This is a genomic window from Sulfurospirillum diekertiae (assembly GCF_002162315.1).
GTDB lineage: Bacteria > Campylobacterota > Campylobacteria > Campylobacterales > Sulfurospirillaceae > Sulfurospirillum.
The window spans coordinates 875,181-898,399 of the sequence record NZ_CP021416.1; the positions used below are offsets into that span (position 1 = coordinate 875,181).

The 23,219-nt window shown below is 39.7% G+C and carries 19 protein-coding genes; 15 read left to right on the forward strand and 4 right to left on the reverse strand.

What is annotated here, in order from left to right; all coding sequences use genetic code 11:
- Positions 1-30: 30 nt before the first annotated feature.
- The 12 genes from Sdiek1_RS04385 (at position 31) to Sdiek1_RS04440 (ending at position 14,961) form a co-directional block, all read left to right on the forward strand.
- On the forward strand, positions 31-723 hold the full coding sequence (locus tag Sdiek1_RS04385; protein WP_087438069.1) for a response regulator transcription factor: 693 nt from the start codon (positions 31-33) through the stop codon (positions 721-723).
- Complete coding sequence (locus Sdiek1_RS04390; RefSeq protein WP_087438070.1) at positions 710-2,380, forward strand: ABC transporter substrate-binding protein; 1,671 nt, start codon at positions 710-712, stop codon at positions 2,378-2,380. Before Sdiek1_RS04385 ends, Sdiek1_RS04390 begins: the two co-directional genes overlap by 14 nt.
- Positions 2,373-4,037, forward strand: a complete 1,665-nt coding sequence (locus Sdiek1_RS04395) for a sensor histidine kinase (RefSeq protein ID WP_192866773.1) — start codon at positions 2,373-2,375, stop codon at positions 4,035-4,037. Before Sdiek1_RS04390 ends, Sdiek1_RS04395 begins: the two co-directional genes overlap by 8 nt.
- A gap of 306 nt (positions 4,038-4,343) precedes the next feature.
- Positions 4,344-6,386, forward strand: coding sequence for a cache domain-containing protein (locus Sdiek1_RS04400; protein WP_087438071.1), 2,043 nt, complete (start codon positions 4,344-4,346; stop codon positions 6,384-6,386).
- A complete protein-coding gene (locus Sdiek1_RS04405) occupies positions 6,379-7,089 on the forward strand; it encodes a response regulator transcription factor (RefSeq protein ID WP_087438072.1) in 711 nt (236 codons plus the stop codon). The genes Sdiek1_RS04400 and Sdiek1_RS04405 overlap by 8 nt, the downstream gene beginning before the upstream one ends.
- A 112-nt stretch (positions 7,090-7,201) precedes the next feature.
- Positions 7,202-7,792 (forward strand): hypothetical protein, encoded by a 591-nt coding sequence (locus Sdiek1_RS04410; RefSeq protein ID WP_087438073.1) that lies wholly within the window; start codon positions 7,202-7,204, stop codon positions 7,790-7,792.
- Between the two features lie 10 nt (positions 7,793-7,802).
- The gene (gene torA, locus Sdiek1_RS04415; protein ID WP_087438074.1) at positions 7,803-10,271 is read left to right on the forward strand and encodes a trimethylamine-N-oxide reductase TorA; all 2,469 of its coding nucleotides are present in this window, start codon (positions 7,803-7,805) and stop codon (positions 10,269-10,271) included.
- 151 nt (positions 10,272-10,422) lie between these two features.
- Entirely contained in the window at positions 10,423-10,716 is a 294-nt protein-coding gene (locus Sdiek1_RS04420) for a c-type cytochrome (RefSeq protein ID WP_087438075.1), read from the forward strand.
- Between the two features lie 15 nt (positions 10,717-10,731).
- The gene (locus tag Sdiek1_RS04425; protein WP_087438076.1) at positions 10,732-11,238 is read left to right on the forward strand and encodes a Rieske 2Fe-2S domain-containing protein; all 507 of its coding nucleotides are present in this window, start codon (positions 10,732-10,734) and stop codon (positions 11,236-11,238) included.
- A 9-nt stretch (positions 11,239-11,247) separates the two neighbouring features.
- Entirely contained in the window at positions 11,248-12,498 is a 1,251-nt protein-coding gene (locus tag Sdiek1_RS04430) for a cytochrome b (protein ID WP_087438077.1), read from the forward strand.
- A complete protein-coding gene (locus Sdiek1_RS04435; protein WP_087438078.1) occupies positions 12,495-13,349 on the forward strand; it encodes a c-type cytochrome in 855 nt (284 codons plus the stop codon). The genes Sdiek1_RS04430 and Sdiek1_RS04435 overlap by 4 nt, the downstream gene beginning before the upstream one ends.
- A 412-nt stretch (positions 13,350-13,761) precedes the next feature.
- Positions 13,762-14,961 carry an OprD family outer membrane porin gene (locus Sdiek1_RS04440; RefSeq protein WP_087438079.1) on the forward strand — a complete coding sequence of 400 codons (1,200 nt, stop codon included), beginning with the start codon at positions 13,762-13,764 and terminating at the stop codon, positions 14,959-14,961.
- A gap of 48 nt (positions 14,962-15,009) precedes the next feature.
- Here Sdiek1_RS04440 and Sdiek1_RS04445 read toward each other — a convergent pair whose 3' ends face one another.
- On the reverse strand, positions 15,010-16,998 hold the full coding sequence (locus Sdiek1_RS04445; RefSeq protein WP_238099152.1) for an EAL domain-containing protein: 1,989 nt from the start codon (positions 16,996-16,998) through the stop codon (positions 15,010-15,012).
- Positions 16,934-17,824 carry a phosphatidylserine decarboxylase gene (locus Sdiek1_RS04450; RefSeq protein WP_087438080.1) on the reverse strand — a complete coding sequence of 297 codons (891 nt, stop codon included), beginning with the start codon at positions 17,822-17,824 and terminating at the stop codon, positions 16,934-16,936. The genes Sdiek1_RS04445 and Sdiek1_RS04450 overlap by 65 nt, the downstream gene beginning before the upstream one ends.
- A 187-nt stretch (positions 17,825-18,011) precedes the next feature.
- On the opposite strand from Sdiek1_RS04450, the gene dbpA reads away from it, so the two are divergent.
- Both dbpA and Sdiek1_RS04460 read left to right on the forward strand, forming a co-directional pair.
- Complete coding sequence (gene dbpA, locus Sdiek1_RS04455; RefSeq protein ID WP_087438081.1) at positions 18,012-19,382, forward strand: ATP-dependent RNA helicase DbpA; 1,371 nt, start codon at positions 18,012-18,014, stop codon at positions 19,380-19,382.
- A gap of 3 nt (positions 19,383-19,385) precedes the next feature.
- Positions 19,386-19,958, forward strand: a complete 573-nt coding sequence (locus Sdiek1_RS04460) for a hypothetical protein (RefSeq protein WP_087438082.1) — start codon at positions 19,386-19,388, stop codon at positions 19,956-19,958.
- Here the strand turns inward: Sdiek1_RS04460 and Sdiek1_RS04465 are convergent.
- Positions 19,955-20,566, reverse strand: coding sequence for a helix-turn-helix transcriptional regulator (locus Sdiek1_RS04465; protein WP_087438083.1), 612 nt, complete (start codon positions 20,564-20,566; stop codon positions 19,955-19,957). The two genes, Sdiek1_RS04460 and Sdiek1_RS04465, sit on opposite strands and share 4 nt — an antisense overlap.
- An 89-nt stretch (positions 20,567-20,655) precedes the next feature.
- On the opposite strand from Sdiek1_RS04465, the gene Sdiek1_RS04470 reads away from it, so the two are divergent.
- Complete coding sequence (locus Sdiek1_RS04470; RefSeq protein WP_087438084.1) at positions 20,656-21,507, forward strand: NAD(P)-dependent oxidoreductase; 852 nt, start codon at positions 20,656-20,658, stop codon at positions 21,505-21,507.
- Between the two features lie 59 nt (positions 21,508-21,566).
- Here Sdiek1_RS04470 and Sdiek1_RS04475 read toward each other — a convergent pair whose 3' ends face one another.
- Complete coding sequence (locus tag Sdiek1_RS04475) at positions 21,567-23,168, reverse strand: methyl-accepting chemotaxis protein (protein WP_087438085.1); 1,602 nt, start codon at positions 23,166-23,168, stop codon at positions 21,567-21,569.
- Between the last annotated feature and the right edge of the window lie 51 nt (positions 23,169-23,219).

The window sequence follows — 23,219 nt, forward strand, 5'->3', positions numbered from 1 at the left end:
AAATAACACTATGTTCAAGGAGTCTCAAACGTGGATAAACTCTTTTTAGAACGATTGAAGACGCTCACAATTCTTTATGCTGAAGATGAAGAGGGCATACGAAAAAACATTGCCGCATCGCTTCGCTACTATACTAAAGAGGTGATCGAAGCGGAAAATGGCAAAATTGCCTTAGAGCTCTACAAAAGTGAAAAACCCGATATTGTGATTACCGATATTTTAATGCCTGTGATGAATGGCGTTGATCTGGTACGTGAGATTCGTAAAAACGATGAAGTGACTCCGCTTGTCATTATTTCAGCACATACAGATAGGGAGTATCTGCTGAAAGTCGTGGATCTTCATTTAGAGCAGTACATCATCAAACCGGTGACCCTCAATGGTCTTTTAGAAGCGCTTGCGCGCTGTCTCAAACGCATTACTCAAACGCATACGATTGTCTATGAACTTCCCTGTGGATACTTGTATGATGTCGATCATAAACTATTGACATATGAGGGGGAGAGTATTCATCTCAATAAAAAAGAGGCGGGATTTTTAGAATTACTCTTGCATAATAAACAACGCATTGTCACCTATGACGAGTTACAAGCCCATGTGTGGCAGGACGATGTAATGACCGATAGTGCGCTTCGTTCACTGGTGCGTAATTTACGCAAGAAGTTACCGAAAGATTTTATTACCAATTTATCAGGGGTTGGGTACCGATTTGAGATGTGCTAGACTCTTACTTTTACTGCTTGTGTGTATCACCTTTGGTTGGGCACAAGAGTGGAAAAATCCTTTTTATTACCGTAGTGATGATACCACTTCGGTACTCATTAATGAGCGTGTGGCAGGCTCTCACATCAAAGTCTTTTTACCCACGATGCCTTACTTGTACGTCTCAAAACTGGTCAATGGCACACTGGTTCGCTCCAGTGGCAACCATGAAGGGTGGGAGTATATGATGGCAACATCGTATAAAAAGATAGACGATCTCACCTATGAATTTTCCTTGAGAAAAGGAGTACTTTTTCAAGATGGAACGCCGTTTAACGCCGATTCTGTAGTGGAAAATTTTACCTATTTTATGCAAGATCCTGTGGTTTATTCGGATATTCATAAGAGACTTAAAGGTGTGAGTAAAGTGGATGATCATACCATTCGTATTCACCTGTATAAACCTTACGGACTGCTCTTTAGCGATCTGACTTCTATCAATCTGTACACATCCGCCTACCTCAAACGTTATGGGTGGAGCACGAAAGAGGGCTCTACATGTAACAGTATGCAAGCACCTGGACCTTATGGACTGGGACCGTATATTTTAAAACAAGGCTACGCAACAGGGCGGTTTCAAACGCCTATTTTAGAGCTTCAAGCCAATCCAAACTATTATGAAGCGGGGTTGCCTTACATTGAGAATGTAACTATCTATACAGAACTGACATCTGCCCAATCGGTCAGTATGGCGTTGGAGGAAGAGCGTTTAGATATAACACCGATTCCTTTTAATAAAAAAGTAGAGACCGTTCTTTCTAAGTATGCAAGACTTTATACGAAACCTTCAACGCACAGTATCTCGATCTATTTTAACTTGCTTAAGCCCAACAGTAAGCTAAGAGACCAAAAAATACGCATTGCACTCAATAAAGCGGTCAATCAAGCTAATTTGCTCAATTTTGTCTATAAAAAAGAGGGTGAACTCGCACCCACAGAAGCTTCGGTGAATTATCGCTCTGTGAAACTGGCAACGGCAAACCTTCAAACCTGGGGTGAACGTGCACTTCATAATCCAGACGAGGAGAAGGAACTTAAAGCGATTTTGAATGGGTTGGAGCTGGATGTCATTACGATGGATCGTTTTATGTTTTTATGGCGAGGCATTGAGTATCAGCTCAAAAAATACGGCGTAACCCTTCACTACACTACAACACCCAATGAAAAAGAGATCTATGAGCAACTCCTCACCAACAGAGAGTCCCCCAAAAAATGGGATATTTTAACATGGGGTAATGACGACTGGAGCAGTAACAATCCTTGGACGGCTTTCTTTGCGTACCGCATCTCCGATAAATGGTCGGCGATTGATAAAGACGATGTGATGCAAGGCTACATCGAACATTTTTTTGATGTTGAATTTCAAAGCAAGGCTTTTGATGAGGTAGTAGCACAAATTGTCAAGCGTGCGTATGAAAAAGCGTATATGCTTTTTGTTCCATCCCCCAATATTGTTTTAGCGGTCAATAAAGAAGTACGTTATGAGCCTTCATCGGTTTTATTGATGCCTCTGTGGAAGGCAAAGCTGACCAAATATCACTGGTCGATCAGAGGCAATGCGGCGTATCCAAAAGAGCGCGAAGCACCCATGTTACCTTTAAGGTTTGATTATGATTAAGTATCTTTCCATGCGTTATAAATTTTTTCTGATGGCATCTTTAGGCATTTGTGCGATTGTCACGCTCTCTTTTTTAGCGTTTGACATTACCAACAAAGGCGTGGTCAATGTCAACAATGTCTTTGAAGGCTCCAAGCGGGTTCAAACGATTCAGCAAACCTACATTTTGCCGCTGTTTAAGCTTCGCGAACAATCTCTCTCACTCATTATGGCGCCGAATGAAGACTTGCGTAAAGATATTCTCAAAAAAATCAACGAGATGCACACACAAATGGAAGAGCCCTTTAGCAAACTGCCTGCGACGCTCTATTATCAGTGGAAAAACTATGTCACACTCATCTTAGCCAACCAAGCCTACCTCAAAGATGACTTTGAAGAGGGGGCGTTTATCAATGCCAATACCTCTGAGCGTGACCAATTTTATGCCCTCATGGATTCTTTGGAAGTCTTGCAGCAAAACGAGCTGACACACTCTTCAGAGACCTATGCCAAAGCCAATAAAGAAGCGATCAATTCGCGTTATTTTATTGCCACTTGGTTGATTATTATTGTACTTTTAACCTTTATGGTAGGCTTTTTCATTGCCAAAAATATTGTTGATTCTATTTTACATGTAAGGCATGGATTAAGAGAGTTTTTTGACTACCTCAAGTCTCCTTCCACCGAAGAAGCCACGCGTATTCACATTCCACTGATGAACAAAGATGAGTTGGGTGATATGGCACGCCAGATCAATCAAAATATTGAAATTATTCAAGCCAATTTGGAACAAGACAGCAAACTCATTGAAGATGCGACCCATGTCGTAGAAGATTTAAAATTAGGCAATCTGAACCGTAGGCTGGTGGCTTCAGGCAATTCCGATCAGCTTAACTTACTCAAAGCCGTGATGAATGAGATGCTGGATAATTTGGAGCTTCGTATTCAGCAGGAGATCGATGAGCGCACCCGTCAAGAGCAGCTCTTAATTCAGCAAAGTAAACTCGCTGCCATGGGCAATATGATCGGCAATATTGCCCATCAGTGGAGACAACCTCTTGGAGAAATCAACGCACTGTTGATGATCATTCAAGTGAGACAACATTTTGATGACTTTAATGAAGCCTTTTTAACGGAAAAAATCGAAGAATGTAACCGCATTACCGCGTACATGTCCAACACGATCAGTGACTTTCAAAACTTCTTTAAACCTTCCAAAGATAAAGAGATTTTTGAAATCAATAATGCCTGTGAGCGAGCAAGTTCCATCATTCAGGCCTCGCTTCGTTATCACTCGATAGAATTTTCGTTTAATGCTACCAAAGAGATAAAAGTGCTTGGCTATCCTAACGAATTTGCGCAAGCGCTGTTAAACATACTTTCTAATGCAAAAGATGTTTTAACCGACAGGCAGATCGAAAATCCTTTTATTCATATGAGTGTCAAAAATGGGGAACAATACACGCTCATTAAAATCGAAGACAATGGCGGTGGTATTGCTGAAGAGTATTTGGAACGTATTTTTGAGCCATATTTTACAACCAAACACGCGAAGCAAGGTACGGGAATTGGTCTTTATATGACCAAAATGATCATTGAAAACAATATGAATGGCATTGTGACCGTTAGCAACACAGAGCATGGTGCACTCTTTACAATCAAAATAAAGCACCATTAAACATAAATTGTTTTTGTGGAGTGTGTACCAAAATAAAAATCTTTATACTTTTTTTATACTTTTCATTTAGTATTTTCACGGTACTATAAAGTGAAAAATGGATCATTGATGTTCTAAATAAATTCTCATACATTGTAAAAAAAATTTAGAAATATGTATTTGGTATATAGATATTAATCAGGTAAGTCAAGGAGTATAAATTTGGATTTATCGTTAATGATTTGTTTTGATAAAAAACATAGGAGTGAAACAATTGAAATTGTATGATAGACTAAGGGGCTTTTACACTTTTAATCAAGTTGAATCATGAATTATTTTAAACGAAAATACCTATCGACTATTTTATTTATTCTTGTTTTCTTCTTTTTAACCTTTGCCTATATCGTTCTTGTTTTTATCAACTATGATGCTAACAAAACGATGATGCAAGAACTCGTTAAGACAAATCAATTGAATATTGTCAAAGGTTATAAGCGTCAAATTGATGAATGGCTTTCTGTTAAAAAGCGTATTGTCTCTTCTGCCTCGACCTTTTTAGAAAAGTTAGATCCTAAAAAAAACTACCACGACATTAGACAAATTTTACAAAGTGCTATTACAACAGGGGAATTTCGAAGTGTTTATATTGGTTATGCCAATGATTCTTTTATTACGGGTATTAATTGGATAGCGCCGTTAAATTATTTTCCTACCGAGCGACCATGGTATAAGGTAGGAAAAGAGCGCCAAAGTATTGCTATTACACTACCTTATATTGATTCCGACCTTTTAAAAGAAGTGGTTTCCATTGTTTCTCCTATCTATAATCACAATAATGGAGAGTTAATGGCTGTTCTCTCAAGTGATTTGATTTTAGATTCTATTCAAAAAGAGATACTTTCTATAAATTTACCCTTTAACGGGTTTGCATTTCTTGTCAGTAAAAACGGAAAAATTCTTGTGAGTCCTGATGGATTTAGCGAACAAAAGTGTAATGGCTGTGAGCCTGCAATCTCTGCTATCCTTTCAAATAATGAGATGGTTGGAACGACAACGTATGGATACAATGGAAAAAAATATTTGGTCTTTTATGAACCTTTGGAAAATAGTGATTGGATTTTTGCGACTGTATTGAATGAGGAGAGTATCTTTGGGGAACTCAATGAGCAACTCTTTCAAAATGTCATTATGGCGGTCAGCTTTAGTGTATTTGGTATTTTAGGACTACTCTTGTTTCTCTTTTTATCGCGAAAAATATTTGAGCATAAACGGCTTTTAGATTCTTTTGCACATAGCAGTAGTCATGCAATGGCAATTATTGATAAACACAAAAATGTTCTTTTAATCAATGACCCACTGAGAAAATTATTAGCAATCAATGAATCCATAGAACTGGGTGATTCCATTACCCAGTTAAAAGAGATAGCGGGAAATATAGAATTACTTCAAACGCTTATTGAAGCAGTACATGAGGTCATGGATTGTACATTTAATGCAAAAATTATTAAAATACCTAATAATGATACGACTGAGTGCCTTTTAGTTCAAATCATGCCTATTATTGAAAAAGGTTCAAAAATAGAAGGTTGCATTTTAACGATTAATGATATTACCAATGAATACCGCCTAGAAACGCATGCAAAAGAGCATGAACAAATTATGATTCAGCACAGTAAAATGGCTGCTATGGGCGAAATGGTAGGAGCTATTACGCATCAGTGGCGGCAACCACTAGCAGCACTTTTGGTTTTGATGGGAATGTTAAGAATTCAAGTTAAAGACAAAATTATCAGTGAAGATAGATTGATAGAGAGTTTTGATAAAGCCGTTGAAATTGTAAAGTTTATGGAACTAACGCTACAAGCATTTAAATCATTTTATAAAACAGGGCAAGAAAAAGAGTATTTTGACAGCGCCACTGTTGTTGAAGAAGTCGTCAGTATCATGAAACCCATAGCGCGTATTCATAATATTGATCTTTCCTTTATTTATGATTACAAAAAAGATTATCCAATGTTTTCATACTCTAATTATGTGAAACAAATTTTAGTTAATCTCATTTCCAATGCAAAAGATGCCATTTTAGAAAAAAACAGCACATCAGCTGAGGGGCATATCATCATTACTTTAGATGAAACATCTGAATGTTATGTCATTCGAGTTGAAGATGATGGTGTTGGTATTCAAAAAGGATTTGAAGAAAAACTTTTTAAAGAAATGCAAACGACGAAAGGTCATAAAGGTACAGGGCATGGTCTTTATTTGTGTAAATTGTTGATTGAAAATAAGTTAAATGGTACGATTAAGATCATTTCTTATGCCAATCCTACTGTATTTGAATTGACTTTCTTAAAGGAAATTAATGGATAAGAGTGTCTTAAAGCGGTTTAACGATTTGCGTATTTTGTTAGTTGAAGATGACGATCTATTGCGAGGCATTGTTTTTGATGCGTTAAGCCTTTATTGCCAAGATGTAAAATGTGCAAGAGATGGCGAAGAGGGATTATCGTGTTTTCATAGTGGAAATTTTAATGTCATTATTACGGATATTAATTTGCCTAAGATGAGTGGACTTGCTATGGCACGAGAAATTCGCAAAGTCAATTCAGAAATCTCCATCATTATTTTAACGGCGTATGATACTTCTGATAATATATATGCTTCTATCGATATTTGTGCATGTGCTTTTTTACATAAGCCATTTGAGTTAGAACAACTTTACAACACATTACTCATGTGTGTCGGAAAAATTGTATCAACCAATCAATGGCTTGATTTGTCGCGAGGCTTCTCTTATAACATTAAACTCAAAGAGCTTTTTTTTGAGGACAAAGAGATTCATCTTACAAAAAATGAGTCACGATTATTGTCTATTTTGATTGATCATGTGGGTAAAACTGTTAGTTTTGAAAATATTGAGGGGAATGTTTGGTACGATAAAAGTGCTACGCCTGAAACCATCCGAATGCATATCAATAAACTCCGTTCTAAAACGTATTATGAACTTATTGAAAATATACAAGGCTATGGATATAAGCTTCTCCCCAAAGGAAACCTTCCTTTAGAAAAATAATTCTTCTTTTTCCAATCACTCGATTCCTTTCAGATTATTCCCCTAATATTTATACTTTCTTTACACTTTTTTTTTACACTTTTCTTGAAATTCAATTACAAGGAGATAGCGTATGAAAAAAGATGTAGGGTTGAAAGCACTACTTTGTTTGAGTGCTTTACTGATCGTTTCTTCAATGAATGCGGCAGATGTTTTTCCCAAAACAACACTTGAGTTGACAAGTGATTCTGGAGAAGCACTAGGGAGCATAACGCCAGGAACAAAGCTTACCAAACTTGATGAAAAGAACGATAAGAGTTTCGTTATGGTAAGTGGTTGGAGTGCATATGGGGAAGAGAGTGTTATCTTTCAAAATATTGGGCAAAGAGTTGTGTATGCACTTTTAAAACCGAATGCTTTTAAAGATATTGAAAAAGGTCAAAGTAAAACCGATGACTATGATGCCGAATGGATACCCAGCCAAATTAAAGGATGGGTCAAGAATTCAGACTTAGCCTCTAATCAAGAAGATGTTTGGAAAGAAGGTGCCAAACTGTTTGGTGAACGATGTGGCTCTTGCCACCAAGCGCACCCATCCGATGAATTTACCGTCAATCAATGGCCTAATATTATCAAAGCAATGAAAGATCGAGCAGGACTTTTACCAGAGCAACAATGGCAATTAACGAAATATATGCAAGCTCATGCAAAAGATGCAAAGTAAGGAGATGAAAATGAAAAATAATTCTAGAAGAGATTTTCTTAAAACAAGTCTTATGGGTAGTGCCGCTGTTGTTGGTAGCGTCAAGAGTTTAAATGCTATTGATATTGCTAGTGGACCTATTTTAAATGAGTCACAAAAATTTAGTGCAACACACTTTGGTGCTTTTAAAGCCTATATAAAAGGTGATCAGTTTACAGGCGTGAGTGATTTTGTGGATGATGCTTCCCCTACGCCTATGATACAAGCACTCCCTTCACGTACCTATGCTCCAACACGCGTGAAATACCCATATGTGCGAGAAGGTTTCCTCAAAAAAGGACATCAAAGCGATACTTCTAAAAGAGGCAGTGAAAAATTTGTACGTGTTTCTTGGGATGTAGCATTAGATCTTGTGGCTAAAGAAGTGATGCGTGTGCAAAGTACCTACGGTTATAAAAGCATTTATGCGGGTAGTTATGGTTGGTTTTGTGTTGGAAAACTCAATAATCCACAACGCCTTATGAACCGCATGATGAAAATTGCAGGTGGATATGTGGGGAGAGCGGGTGATTATTCTACCGGTGCTGCTCAGGTCATTATGCCTCATGTTTTGGGAACCAATGAAGTCTATGAGCAACAAACATCATGGGACATGGTTCTTAAACATGCTAAAAATGTTATTTTTTGGGGTGCTGATCCTATGACAACAAACCAAATTGCATGGGAAATACCAGCGCATGAATCCTACAGTTATATGAGTGAACTAAAAAAACTCAGTGATGCTAATAAAATTAATGTTATGTCTGTTGATCCTGTCGCAAATGATACCCAGCGTTATTTTGAGGGCGAACATATTCGTGTTAGACCCAATACAGATGTTGCTATGATGTTGGGAATGGCGTATCATCTTTATAGTAATAAACTTTACGATCATGAATTTATCAAAAAATACACGGTTGGATTTAAACAATTTGAGCAGTACCTGATCGGCGAAAAAGACAATACTCCAAAAACTCCTGAATGGGCAGAGCGAATTTGTGGTGTTTCAGCCAGTACAATCAAAAAATTTGCTGAAAAACTTATGAAAGAGCGTTCTTTATTGATGGCAGGTTGGGCAACACAAAGAGCCGATCACGGTGAACAATTCCATTGGATGATGGTGACACTTTGTGCCATGTTAGGACAAATAGGGCTTCCTGGTGGAGGCTTTGGCTTTAGTTACCATTATTCAGGCGGTGGAACACCAACAGCGGATGCTCCGGGTCTTACGGGTATTTCTACTAATATTGTCAGTGATAAAGAAGGACCTTGGACCAAGTATAAACCCTTTAATATCCCTGCCGCAAAAGTCGTTGATATGATTGCTAATCCTGGTAAAAAAATTGCATTTAATGGTAAAGAGATTGTATATCCTGATATTAAAATGGTTTATTGGGCGGGCGGAAATCCTTTTCATCATCATCAAGATCGAAATGCAATGCTTAAAGCATGGAAAAAATTAGAAACGGTCATTGTTCATGAGCCTTTTTGGACATCAACAGCACGTATGGCAGATATCATTCTTCCCGCAACGACTGAAATAGAGCGTAACGATATTGAGAGAATTGGGGATTACTCATCAACGCACTTCCTTGCACTTCAACAAGGTATTGAGCCAGTGGGCGAATCAAAAAATGACTTTGAAATTTGTCGTGAAATCTGTAAACGATGGGGTTATGAAAAAGAATTCACGGAAGATAAAACGCCAATGCAATGGTTAGAGCAATTTTATAGTGAAGCTCTTTCTCAAGGTCTTGAAAAAAATATCACCATTCCAAAATTTGAAGAATTTTGGAAGCAAGGTTATATCAAATTTACAACACCTCAATCGGCAAAAGAATTTGTTAGACATGCTGATTTTAGGGAAAATCCTATGTTAAATCCATTAGGAACACCTTCTGGAAAAATAGAGATTTTCTCAAAGGTGGTTGATAGTTTCAAATATGATGATTGTAAAGGTCATCCTATGTGGTTTGAGCCAATTGAATGGTTAGGAAGTCATAAAGCTAAAAAAACATCATTACATGTGCTTTCTCCTCATCCAAAGTATCGATTACACTCTCAACTAAGCAATACATGGCTGAGAGATCTTTACGAAGTGAGTGGAAGAGAACCTATTTGGATTAACCCTGAGGATGCTAAAAAAAGAGGCATCAAAAATGGGGATGTTGTTAAAGTCTTTAATGAAAGGGGCACAACACTTGCAGGAGCTATTGTAACGCAGGCTGTATCGCAAGGTGTCCTTCGAATGTGTGAGGGCGGATGGTATGACCCTATGGAGCCTGGTAAAATTGGAACAATGTGTAAGCATGGTGATGTCAATCAGTTAACACTTGATAAAGGAACCTCTAGCCTTGCACAGGGCAATATTGCCAATACTGCCTTGGCTGAGATCGAAAAATACACAGGTGAAATTCCTGCCATCACGATTTTTGATGAACCAAAAATTGCAAGAAAATAATTTCTATACTAAGTAGCCTTTTATAAGGCTACTTCTTCTTGAGATAAATTTATTCTCAAAAAAATCGCAAAAATTATTGATTTTGTTTCCTTAACATTTTTTGCCATTTTTTTTTAATATCATTCATTTCAAAATTATTAAGGAGTATCAAATGAAAACATTAACTAAATCAATCGTAGTGGCTGCCTTATTCTGTGGAATTAGTGCGCAAGCAACCCCATTGTACACAAAATGTGTTGCGTGTCATGGCGCTGCGGGTGAGAAATCCGCTTTAAACAAAAGTCTTATTATTAAAGATATGAGTAAAGCAGATTTTGTGAGCGCAATGAAGGGCTATAAAGATGGCAGTTACGGAAAAGATCAAAAAGCGTTGATGAAAGCACAAGTTGCACCACTCAGTGATGCTCAGATTGAAGAGATTGCTTCGTTTATTACTAAAAAATAGTTTGGGCAAGTAACAATGGAAACCTGTCAAAAAAGACGTGATTTTATAGGCATGGCACTCACAGGTGTTACCGCTGTGGGTGGTGTCTGTGCATTGGGCGCTATGAAAAAGAGTTGGGATCCCCTCCCGAGTGTCCAATCAGCTGGCTTCGTCACCGTCGATGTTTCAACCCTAGAAGAGGGCGAAGCGCGCAGTTTTCAATGGCGTGGAAAGCCCATCTTTGTGTTACGCAAAAGTGCGGATACTCCTAAAAATGCGAAGCGCGATGTGGTCATTGGTGAAAAAGTCTTTACGCTCGTTATCGGACTGTGTACGCATCTTGGTTGCATTCCTTCGTATGATGCAAAAAAGAAAAGTTTTATCTGTGCCTGTCATGGTGGTGTCTTTGATGCGAGTGGCATCAACACCTTTGGACCGCCACCTCGTCCACTGGACATTCCTCCCTTTAAAATTGCAGGTGAAACCCTTGTTTTAGGTGAAGAGGGTGAAGAGTACAAAAAATTAACCGCGAAAAAAGCGTAGGAGTAGGGCATGGCAGAAATACGAAAAAGCGAAGGCTTTATAGACTGGCTTGATCAACGTTTAGCGGTAAAAGCGTTTATACGCGTGATGATGACCGAATACTGGATACCAAAAAACATCAATTTCCTCTGGGCAATGGGTGTGGTTTTGGTCGTTTTATTTGGCGTGTTGTTGGTGACGGGACTGCTTTTATTGATGTACTACAAACCTGACATCAACCTCGCATTTGATAGTGTGAACTACACGATTATGCAAGAGGTCGAGTACGGTTGGTTGTGGCGTCATATGCACGGTGTTGCGGCATCGGCGACGTTTCTCATCATTTATATTCATCTTTTTACAGGCATTTATTACGGCTCGTATAAAAAAGGGCGTGAGATGATTTGGATCACAGGCATGGTGCTCTTCATCGCTTTTTCCGCTGAAGCGTTTAGCGGTTATATGCTTCCATGGGGGCAGATGAGTTACTGGGCGGCGCAAGTGATTACCAATCTTTTCAGTGGTATTCCTGTTATTGGCGATGATGTCGTCATCTGGATACGCGGTGATTATGTTGTTGCAGATGCAACGTTGACGCGTTTTTTCATGCTTCATGTTGTGTTGCTTCCTTTGGTGATTATCGTGGTGATTGCGGTGCATTTTTACTCATTGCGTTTTCCGCATGTGAATAACCAAGAATCGGAAGTGTTTGATTTTGAGATCGAGTCTAACAAGTTTTTAGAAGGACGTAAAAAAGAGTCCAAAGTCGTGCCATTTTGGCCTGTTTTCCTCTCCAAAGATTTCTTTGTGGTGGGCTTTTTTATGACCCTTTTCTTTGCTCTTGTCTGTTATCAGTTTGACTTTGCAATGGATCCGATCAATTTTGAACCTGCCAATTCGATGAAAACGCCTGCACACATCTACCCTGAGTGGTATTTCTTGTGGAATTATGAGGTGCTTCGAGGCTTTTTCTTTGACATCGAGGGCATGGCGGCGATGGACATTGGGTTGATCGCATTTGTGATTGCGAACATTGTCTTTATGATCTTACCCTTTTTAGATCGCAATCCGATGAACACAGGCCCTGCGCACAAACGACCTGTGTTTAAATACTGGTTTTGGCTTTTGGTGTGCGATATGATCGTGCTCACGGTGTATGGCAAACTGCCTCCCACAGGCGTAAACGCTTGGGTTGGCTTTGTGGCTGCTGTTCTTTTCTTAGGGCTGTTTATCGCTCTTCCATTTATTACCAAGCACGAAGCCAAAGGAGATGCACAATGAGAGAATTTAAAATTTTAGCCATTGTGCTCTTCTTTACAGCAGTGACCTATTGGGGTGTGGAGCCTTATGCGCATTCGCAAATGCACCCACATGTGGCGCCTGCTGATTTTGGGTTTAAAGACATAGAACCTTTACATGTAAACGGCAATGTGGAGAGTGGGAAAGCCCTTGTGGAAGCTAATTGCATTGCGTGTCATAGCATTAAGAGTTTAGGACTTGAAGCACCTATGAGTTTTGAAGCGGCTGCAAGTGCCTATGGTGTCGTGCCTCCCGATCTCAGTCATGCCGGGGTGATTTACGATAAAAATTACCTTGCAGGCTTTTTGAAAGACCCTGTGAGTGCGACCAAACTTTCGCATAAATTTGGAGATACCAAACCCTATGCAATGCCAAGTTTTAATTACTTAAGCGAGCAAGAGATCGCCGATATCGTAGCGTATCTGGGCAACATCGTCTCTACCAAAGCGTCCAATAAAATGGTGTTTGAAGAGGCGTGTGGCAGATGTCATAGTATGAAGTACGATGGATTTAAAGCCCAAACACCTGCCTCTTCGCTCAAAAGTTATCTAGGTGCGGAAGCTCCTGATGTGTCGATGATGATTCGCTCTAAAAAAGCGGAGTATCTAAGCACGTTTATCAACGAACCACTCAAAATGGTTGAAGGCATTGCCATGCCTCGTGTGGGACTGACCGAAGCCTCTCAAGAGCAAGTGGTCGCTTACATGGAAAGTGTGGGAGATCGCAAAAAGGCTGAGCGTGAAAGCCTTGGCTTGAAGCTCATTGGATTTATGGCTATTTTTACCCTAATAGCGTACCTGTGGAAAGTTCAAATTTGGAAGGAGGTGGAGTAATCCACCCCCTTTTTACTTCGTTTTCTCATTAGAGTTCCTACAGAACTCTAAACACGCTTTTAAAGCCAAGCTCTAAAAGCTACGCTAACACTGTGTTTTCTTCGGCAGAATGCCCACGCACCTTGGGTGCTTTTACTTCTTCTAAATTTAATTTTGCAAAAAATCTACTATTTTTTTTTCGTCAATAAAACTCTTTTTTCCTTGCGATTATTTTGCTCTTTTTTTTATTTAAAATTTTCCTTGAAGCTTCAAATTAATTGTTAAAACAACGGGCATATTAAAGGTTATAGGCAGATGAGTTTATGCGTCTGTCTGGATGCGGATCTGATTGAAAATAGCGCATCATTCTTGGCATAAATTAACGTCACATATACTTTACATGTAAAGTGTTTTTACTATGAAGGAGAAACGGATGAAATTGGCAAATCTTAGCTTGGCAGCTCTTTGTGTTGCAGGACTTAGTACCTGTTCTTTTGGTGCAGATACGTTGGCTGATGCCTTTAAAGAAGGTAAAATAAGTGGTGAGTTAAAGGCATTTTACTGGGATCGCGATCGCAATCCTTCCATTCCGAGTGATTCAATTTTTAATATGGGTGTTATGCTCAATTATAAAACAGGCTCTTTGAATGGCTTTAGCCTTGGCTTAACAGGACAATCCAATAATGCTCCCTTTGCGAGTTCCAATGCAAAACAACAATTTGGTTGGGATGAGTACGGCTCTGGCGCACAGCTTTCAGAAGCATATCTCGCTTACCATGCGGGTAAAACCACCGTTCAAGTGGGTCGAATGTTCTTAGATACACCTCTCATCGCCTCATTAGGCAACCGTATCATCAAAGAGTCCTTTGAGGGTGCAAGCATCGTCAATACCGATCTTCCTAATACCACATTAACCGCAGCCTACGTTCAAAAGTTTCAAGCGCAAACCGATGGGGCTGGAAACGTCGGCAAATTTACGACCTATAGCAACCCTTACGGTACTTCCCCTCTTTTAGAAGATGGCGCGTATACCCTCGTAGCGGTAAATAAATCCATTACAGGCTTGACCTTAACCGCAGCGTATGCTGAAGACATTAACACTAAAGGATCCATGGCGTATGCTGAAGCGGCGTACAGTGTTGCCATGAATGCGTTTACCTACGGCTTAGCGGCGCAATACTATTACAACGATAAAGAGATCACGGGTACGAAAAGCTCTGACTTGTACGGACTTAAAGCAAGCCTAGGATACGGCGCTGTGAGTGGTTATGTAGCCTACACCAATGTCAGTAAAGACGCAACCGTCACACCTGGTATTGGTTGGGGTGCTGATCTTGCTTACACGGGTACTATCATACTTTCTAGTAGCTATCCTGCCAATACGGAAGCGTATGCTATAGGCCTCGGTTATGCGTTTAGCCCAACCACGACGCTAAATGTTGCGTATACGGTAACAGACGATGATGACCTCTCGTATGGCAAAGCAACCTACATTTCGTTGACAGGTAATTATGCCTTTGATGGTGCTCTAAAAGGGCTTAATTTCTTAGCGATGTACGATAAAGAAAATCGTGATTATGCAGGTGCTAAAGATAAAGATGAATTTAGATTTAGTGCTGTGTATAAGTTCTAAAACCAATACACTCTTTTACATGTAAAGCTTTACATGTAAAAGAGTCTTTTAAAACATCTCTGGTCTTCCGAAGTAATACCCTTGCGAATAATCAATGCCCATTTCACGCACAATCTCATAAATCGCTTCATTTTCAACAAATTCAGCGACCGTCGTGAGGTGCTGCTTTTTCGCAAAGAGTACCATTGTCTCAACAATGTGTTGATTGAGTTCGTTGTGTTGAATATTTTTAATGATGCTTCCATCAATTTTTAGGATGTCAGGCTCATAAGAGAGCAATCGCTCAAAGTTTGAGTAGCCTGTACCAAAGTCATCAATAGCAATCTTTACCCCTTGTGCTTTAACCGTTTGAATGAACTTCTTAATCATTAAAAAATCTTTGATATCTTCACTCTCTAAGAGCTCAAAGATGATGCGAGGTGCTTCCGTATGGTGTTGACGAAGGAGGGCTAAAATATACTGTGTGATCTCTTCACGTTCGATGTCGTGCATGGAGAGATTGATAGAAATAGAAGCTTCGGGTATTTTATAGAGTGCAGCAAATGAGTTGTCTAAGACGATTTTGGTAATTTTGGTATAGTAACGCCCCTTCTTGGCCGTTTCTAAAAAATAAGCAGGTGTTAAAAGCTGCCCATCTTCGGTAATCAGGCGCACTAAAGATTCGTATTTTTCAATTTTTTGAGTTACATTGTTGATGATAGGTTGAAAATAAGAGATGATTTTACCCGTATCAATCGCTGTTTTGATCATGTGAATGGTCTCTATATTTTTCAGCGCATTGTCATACTCAATCCCAGAGAGTCCATCGGCATAGACGATAGATTGTTTACTTTGAATCGCATGGTCGATACCAATTTTTGCATCTTCAAAAACTTTAAAAATACCATACGTAAAACTGCAAATAACGGAAATATCATATTCGATAGAATCAATTTTAACAATGTGCTCTTTGACATTAAGAAGAAACTGCTCTAATACCTCATGGATTTCTTCTTTTTTAGCGCGGCAACTTCGCCTATCGATCGCAAAAGCATAAAGGCCATTTTCAAGATTGTAGACGCGCTGAAATCCCCAACGATTGGGCATCAGATAAAGCATAACCCGACCAAAGGTATCTTCTATTTTGCCAACACTGGCTCTGTCATAAAACTTTTCCAAAATGGGATAGTCTTCAATTTGCACTAAAATGAGAACGGAAAGACGGTTGGCTTCCAAAAAATCAAAAAGCTGTTTTTTATCGCTCATGATAGCAGTAATATCATGGCGTAAAGAGATGTACTCTTCAACCTCACCCTCTGGGTTTAAAATGGGCTGGACGGTTGTTTTAACATAGTATGTATCACCATTTTTAGCGCGGTTTTTAACAATACCTTGCCATGTTTTTTTCTCATCTTTAATCGTTTTCCAAAGGTCTCGAAAAGCAGCTTTAGGCATATCGGGATGACGAATCACATTATGAGATTTACCAAGTAGCTCTTCTTTGGTATACCCTGAAATTTGGCAAAATTTATCATTGACAAAAGTGATAACGCCTTTAGGATCGGTTTTAGAGATGATAGAACTGACGTTGGTAATGTTTTCGTACTGTTTGAGTAAAAGTGAATTTTTCTTGTTTTCATAGCGTAAATGCAGTTTTTCAAGAACACTGTTGAGTGTTTGTGTCAGTTGCACGGTATGCAGAGGTTTGAGCAAGTATCCATCCACACCTATTTCAATGGTTTGCGTGAGATAATGTGCCTCATCCTGCGAAGAAAGGACAATAATGGCAACTTCAGGATTCAGTTTTCGTATGCTCTGAATCATCTTAATGCCATTCATACGAGGCATCGTAATGTTAGTTATGACAAGATCAATCGTTTCGTGGTAGCGTTCATATAAATGGACACCATTTTCTCCATCGACGCCTACGATTATCTTGCTAAAAAACTCTGAAAAAAGGTTTGTTGCAGTCTCTCTATCCTGGGCATTATCTTCAATGTAAAGAAGCGTCATCTCTTGACTCGACTGTTTGAGAGGCGCTGTTTGCATGAATTCCATTGATTAATCCTCCTATAGGTTGCCCAAATTGGACGTGTGTGACACCACTAAGTTCGAGATTGATAGATTCTTTTTCAAAAAGCATAACAATGGTTGAACCCATTTCAAAATGGCCAAGTTCGTCTCCTTTTGAGAGGAAAAGATTGTCATAAAGATAGCATTGCTGAAGGCTTTCTTTAGCATTGGTTTGGATGGTCTTATCAAAGGTAAATGCCATTTTACCGACATTTAAAGCGCCAACAAAGACCATGTAAAAAAGAGTATTTTCTTTGGTGTAGCATTCTAGTACAACACGTTCATTTTCAAGAAACAATCCCGGTACTTTTTTTAACCAGCAAAAATTGACAGGATACAGTTTACCCGGAATATGTAACGCTTTTGTAACACGCATATCGATCGGGGCATGGTAACGGTGGTAATCACGTGGAGAGAGGTAAAAATTGACATAAACACCACCTTCTAAGCGGTCTTTCTCCTGTTTTGCGATGTAATCACCCAGCAATTTTCTTACACTGTAGCTAAAACCTTTGATTTGAAGGGCTAATGCATTTTCTATGGTTCCAAAAGCACTGACAAGACTATCGCATGGTGAGATGACGGTTTCTTTACTGATATTAAAAAGGCGTCTGGTTTTAAATTTTCGGGTAAAGAGCTTATTTAAACTTTTATAAGCAGAAACTTCTTCAAATTCCATCAGATCAACTTTCATCATGGAAACATAGGTTTGATTGATGATGCGTTGTATTGGACTTGGAAACTCTTTGGATGCAAAAACACCAAAAAGACGAGACGCAATAGAACTTTTAAAGTTAGGATAACGTTGCATATGACCCTTTTATATGACCCTTTTTACCTTTTAAGAATGGTAAAAAAAGTACGAAATTTTTAAAAGAATAGATTATACCAAATGAAATAACTTTTTTGTTGTTCAAAGAGTATACAGGCTAAAATTATGCTACGATTTGACATCTTAGAAAGAATAAATTTTTATTTAAAATTATACAAAGGTTTCCATGTTTAACGCGTTTATCACCGAGCCTAAAATGCTCCAAAACCTCAATGATTTGGGTTATGTATCCATGACTCCGATTCAAAAAGCGTGCATTCCTTTAGCGCTTGCAGGCCGTGACCTTGTTGCCAAAGCCAAAACAGGCAGTGGAAAAACAGCAGCGTTTGGAATACCACTTTTGATGGCGTTACATGTAAACTCCATGCGCATCCAATCTGTCGTGCTATGTCCCACTCGCGAGCTTGCTGAACAAGTCAGCGCAGAGCTCAGACGACTTGCCAGATTTGCCCATAATATCAAGATCGTCACACTCTGTGGCGGTGCTCGTTTTGTACCACAGTGCATCAACCTAGAGCATGGCGCACATATCGTTGTGGGAACGCCAGGGCGCATTTTGCAGCATTTGCAAGAGAAGACCATCAACTTTGAGCACATTAAAACACTCGTCCTCGATGAAGCCGATCGCATGCTCGATATGGGTTTTTACGAAGATATCGAAAAAATCATCGCCAAGATGCCACAAAAACGCCAAACCTTGCTCTTCTCCGCCACCTTCCCCAAAGAGATCGAGCGCATGTGCCATGAAGTGCAAAATGACGCTTTACATGTCAGCATTGAAGAAGAAGCCACTACGTCTCCTAATATCACGCAAGTATGCTACACCGTAGAGCCACGCGAAAAAGAAGCAGCACTTAAAGGTGTTTTACTCGAAAGTGACGCTAAGTCGGTCATCATCTTTTGCAAAACCAAAATCGGGGTCGCCGAGCTTCAAGGCTACCTACTCGATGAAGGTTTTGACGCGCTTTCCTTACATGGTGACTTAGAGCAGATAGACAGAGATGAACACTTGCTTCTCTTTGCCAACGGCAGTGCGCAAATCCTCGTTGCCACCGACCTCGCCTCACGCGGACTGGATGTCAAAGATGTCGAGATGGTCATCAACTACGAACTCCCTCAAACGATGGAAATTTACACGCATCGTATCGGACGAACAGGACGCATGGAAAAAGAAGGCATGGCAGTCAGCTTCGTCACGCCACGAGAAGAGGGCTTCTTTGAAGAACTTAAAGAGTCCAATTTTGCCTTTACATGTAAAAGCATCAGTGATCTAAATCCAACCCTTTCAAAGCCTAAAAAAGCCCTGTACATCACACTGTGTATCGACGCAGGCAAAAAACACAAAATGCGCGCAGGTGACATCTTGGGAACCCTCACCAAAGACTTAGGACTGGAAGCTGGCGTTATCGGTAAAATCGACATCTTAGAGAAATTTTCTTATGTTGCCATAGCGCGCGAATATGCTGATAAAGCGTTTGAGGGACTGTGTGCTACGACGATTAAAAATAGACGGTTTAAGATATGGAAGTTGGGATGATAAATGCCGCATATTCTCATAGCTACCGACATTTTTGGTGATACAAAAGCCACTGAAGCGTTCAAATACCGTTTAGAGTTTATCTGTGAAGCAGTGCATATCATTGATCCTTACGATGCAAAGCAAATGGATTTTCAAAATGAAGATGAAGCGTATGAGGCATTTAACCGATTGTGTGGGCTTGAAAATTATGCCAAAATGTGCATGAAAGCACTCGATGCACATGCTAATGAAACGCTAATTTTAATTGGATTTAGCATGGGAGCTTCAGCATTTTGGAACGTACTTGATGGGCGAAAAAGTGCAAATGTAAAAAGTTTTTTTGGATTTTACTCTTCGCAGATTCGCCATTTTTTAGATGCAAAACCGCGTGTGCCGTGTACACTTATTTTCCCCACATTTGAGAAACACTTTGACGTGGATGAGGTGATAATTAAGCTTGCGAAACAAGAGAATATCACCTGTGTAAAAACAGAGTATTTACACGGCTTTATGAATCCATTGTCGGTGAATTATAATGCCATTGGCTATGCTGAGTATTGCCAATGGGTCGAAGAAAAAATAAAAGTGTTTTAACCTCTCACCACTTTCAACCAATTATAAATTGTAGCCTTGGAAACATTTAAAACCGAGCAGATATACCCCACAACGTTGCGAATAGCGAAGATGCCTTCGCTCTCTAAGAAAATGACCAACTCTTTTTTATCGTCACTTGAAAGCCCTGAAAGGGCGATGTTTTTGCTACTCAAATACTTCTCTATCGTCTCATCGGTATGCTCTCTCCAGCTTTGTGAAAAAAGTACCGGTGGTTTTGGCTCGGAGTCGTTTACATGTAAAAAGCCTTTGAGTGACTCGAACAGCGATGCAATAGGCTCTGTGTTGTAGTTGATGCAGATCATCCCAATGGGTTTTTCATCGACGTCTCGCACGATGATGCTCACCGCTTTGAGGCGTTTGCCCTCGCTGCTGGTTTTATCGTACGGTCCAACCCAGTTCTCTTTGATGCTATTTAAGTCTTTGAGTTCGCTCAGCATGGCATCACCGATGCGACGTTTGGAAAATGCATTGACGATATGCACTAGTTTTTTGGCTTCTAAGTCGTGCATCACAACTTCGACGTTAGGGTAAAACAGTTTTCCGATGGCATCGCAAAGTGCAACATAAGGTTTGAGTTCTTTTTTCATAGAGAAATCATAACACAACTTTTAAAAAATTGTCTTGATAAAGTGTCTAATTTAGACTATAATTCTAAAAATTACCACAAGGAATGAACATGGCAATAGGTTTTATAGGACTTGGAAATTTAGGAACGGCGATCGCAAAACGGTTAATGAGTATGAACGAAGAGGTTTTGGTATGGAACCGCACCAAAGCGAAAGCAGAAGCCAAAGGCTTTGTGTGTGAGAGTTCCCCAAAAGCGCTCATCGAGAAATGCGACACGGTGTTGATGTGTCTGTTTGACTCAGAAGGTGTACGCAATGTTCTCACGATGGAAAATGGACTTTTAAGCGCAAATCTCAAAGGTAAAACCATTATCGATCTTTCGACGAATCATTTCAACGATGTGATTGAGTTTCATGCTATGGTTGAAAAACATGGAGGAAGTTACCTTGAATCGCCTGTATTAGGGAGCGTTGTGCCTGCAACTAAAGGTGAACTCACAGCAGTCTGCGCTGGACGTGAGAGTGTTTATCTTACATGTAAACCATTACTCGAGAAATTTTCCTCTACCATTTTCCATCTCAAAGAGGCTGGGTTTGCAGCAAAGATGAAACTCATCAATAACCTTTGTTTGGGTTCTTTCATGGCGACGATTGCTGAGTGTACGGCGCTTGGAGAAGCGTGTGGCATTGATAAAAAAGAGTTGTTGGACATTTTAGGAGCAGGTGGCGGAAAGTCACTGGTGTTGGCAGCAAAAACGCAAAAGCTCATCGATGAAGACTTTAGTCCGCATTTTAGCACCGCTGCCATCACGAAAGATTTGCATTGTCTGCAAGACTTGGCGTACAGTTTGAATCGTCCACTGTACACCGCAAGTGTTACCAAAGAGCTTTTTTGCAAAGCGAAGATGAGCGGCTATGGTGATGAAGACTTTAGCTCGATCTATCAGCTTTTCAAAGCGTAATTTTACCCTAAGAGAGTTTTACATGTAAAGCTCTCTTTGAGGGGAAAACAGAAACGCTCTTAGATCGTTTTAAATTGAGCGAGAGAAAGGTTTAGCTCTTCGGAGAGTTTTGCAAGGTGCTCTGCCGCTGCGGCAATTTCTTCAACACTTCTAGCATTCGTGTTTGAAATAGAACTGATGTGTCGAATGCGCTCAATGACATGAATGGCTTTTTCACGACCCATATTGGCATCACTTGCTGTTTGAATCGCTCCTGTTTTGGCATTATCCATATTGGTAACAGTTGTTCTCATAAGCGTTTGTGTTGTTTCTGCACGATCTCCTAACTGTTGGATCTCTGTTGCACTTTTACGCATCATCTCTGAAGCGGCGCTGACGGATTGGACAATGACCGCAACGGTTGCATTACTCTCAACGAGGCTTTTTTGGGTACGTTCTGCCAATTTTCTGACTTCATCCGCGACAACCGCAAAACCACGACCATGTTCACCTGCGCGTGCAGCTTCTATGGCGGCATTGAGCGCTAAAAGGTTGGTTTGCTCGGCAATATCGGCTATAACAGAAAGCACTTGTTTTACTTGCGCAACGTCTTGATCCAAATGATCCAGCCTTGAAGAGAGGTCTGTTTGATTGACTACGACGTTTTTGAGTTCATCTGAAACGGCAAGCACCTCTTCTGAAGCATTGGTAAGTTCGTTTGAAACAGTGGCAATGACTTGACCTGATTGTTGAGAGCTATTGGAACTTACTTCTAAAATAGAGACAACCGATTCTGTTTCTTGCGTTGTCTCTTCAATCTCACGTGCTGCATTTTCTGTGCTTCGACCAATTTGAAGTGACGTGCTTGAAAGCTCTTCCGCAACCGCGGCATTTTCTTGAGCACTCTGTTTTGCTTCATCAATCGCTTTGGCAAGTTGGACTAACAGTGCATTGAAAATGTTCATCATTTGTGCAATTTCATCTTTTTCACCCGTTTGTATTTTATAATTGAGATCTTTATTCTGAGCGATGTAGGTACAACCATCGGATGCTTTTTGGATTGAAAGACGAATTTTGCTGATAATAAATAAAAAGAGTGAAGTGACCACTACCATTAAAATAACGGAAGCAGTAATGCCAATTACTTTAGAGGTTTCCAGTGATTTAAATTCAGATTCTTGGAGGGTACTGCTTAATTCTTTGATCATCGTTAGAAGTTTAAAATAGTGACCCGCTCCTTCTTCACTCAGCTTTTGAAGCAGTTGACCGTCTTTGGAATCGACAAACTCTGGTGCATGAATTTTATACGTATGCTCTTTGATAATACGAAAACGTGTTTCATTGCCTGTATGATAGGCAACAGTGCTTTCTTTGATCGTATCCAGATTTTTGACATACACTGGATTTTTGACTTCTTCCTTTAAAATATCAATGGTTTTTATGATTTCTTTATACGTTTGATCATAGCCATCGTAATTTTTTGTGTCATAGTTAAGTTGGTAGCCTCTAGCGTAGGTTCCAAGCGTAGCACTCAAAGAACGCAATGCACCAATGGTTTCTATCGTAGTTGCCGTCTTTCTAGCGCCTGTTGTATTTGAAATGAGAAGATAGGTGAGGCTTCCTGTACTGAGAAGGAAGAGTAATAATAAAAATATCATTTTGGATTTGATGGTTAATAACATGTGCTGCCTTTATAAGAAATCATATAGCCTGAAGTGTTATAAATCAGTAAC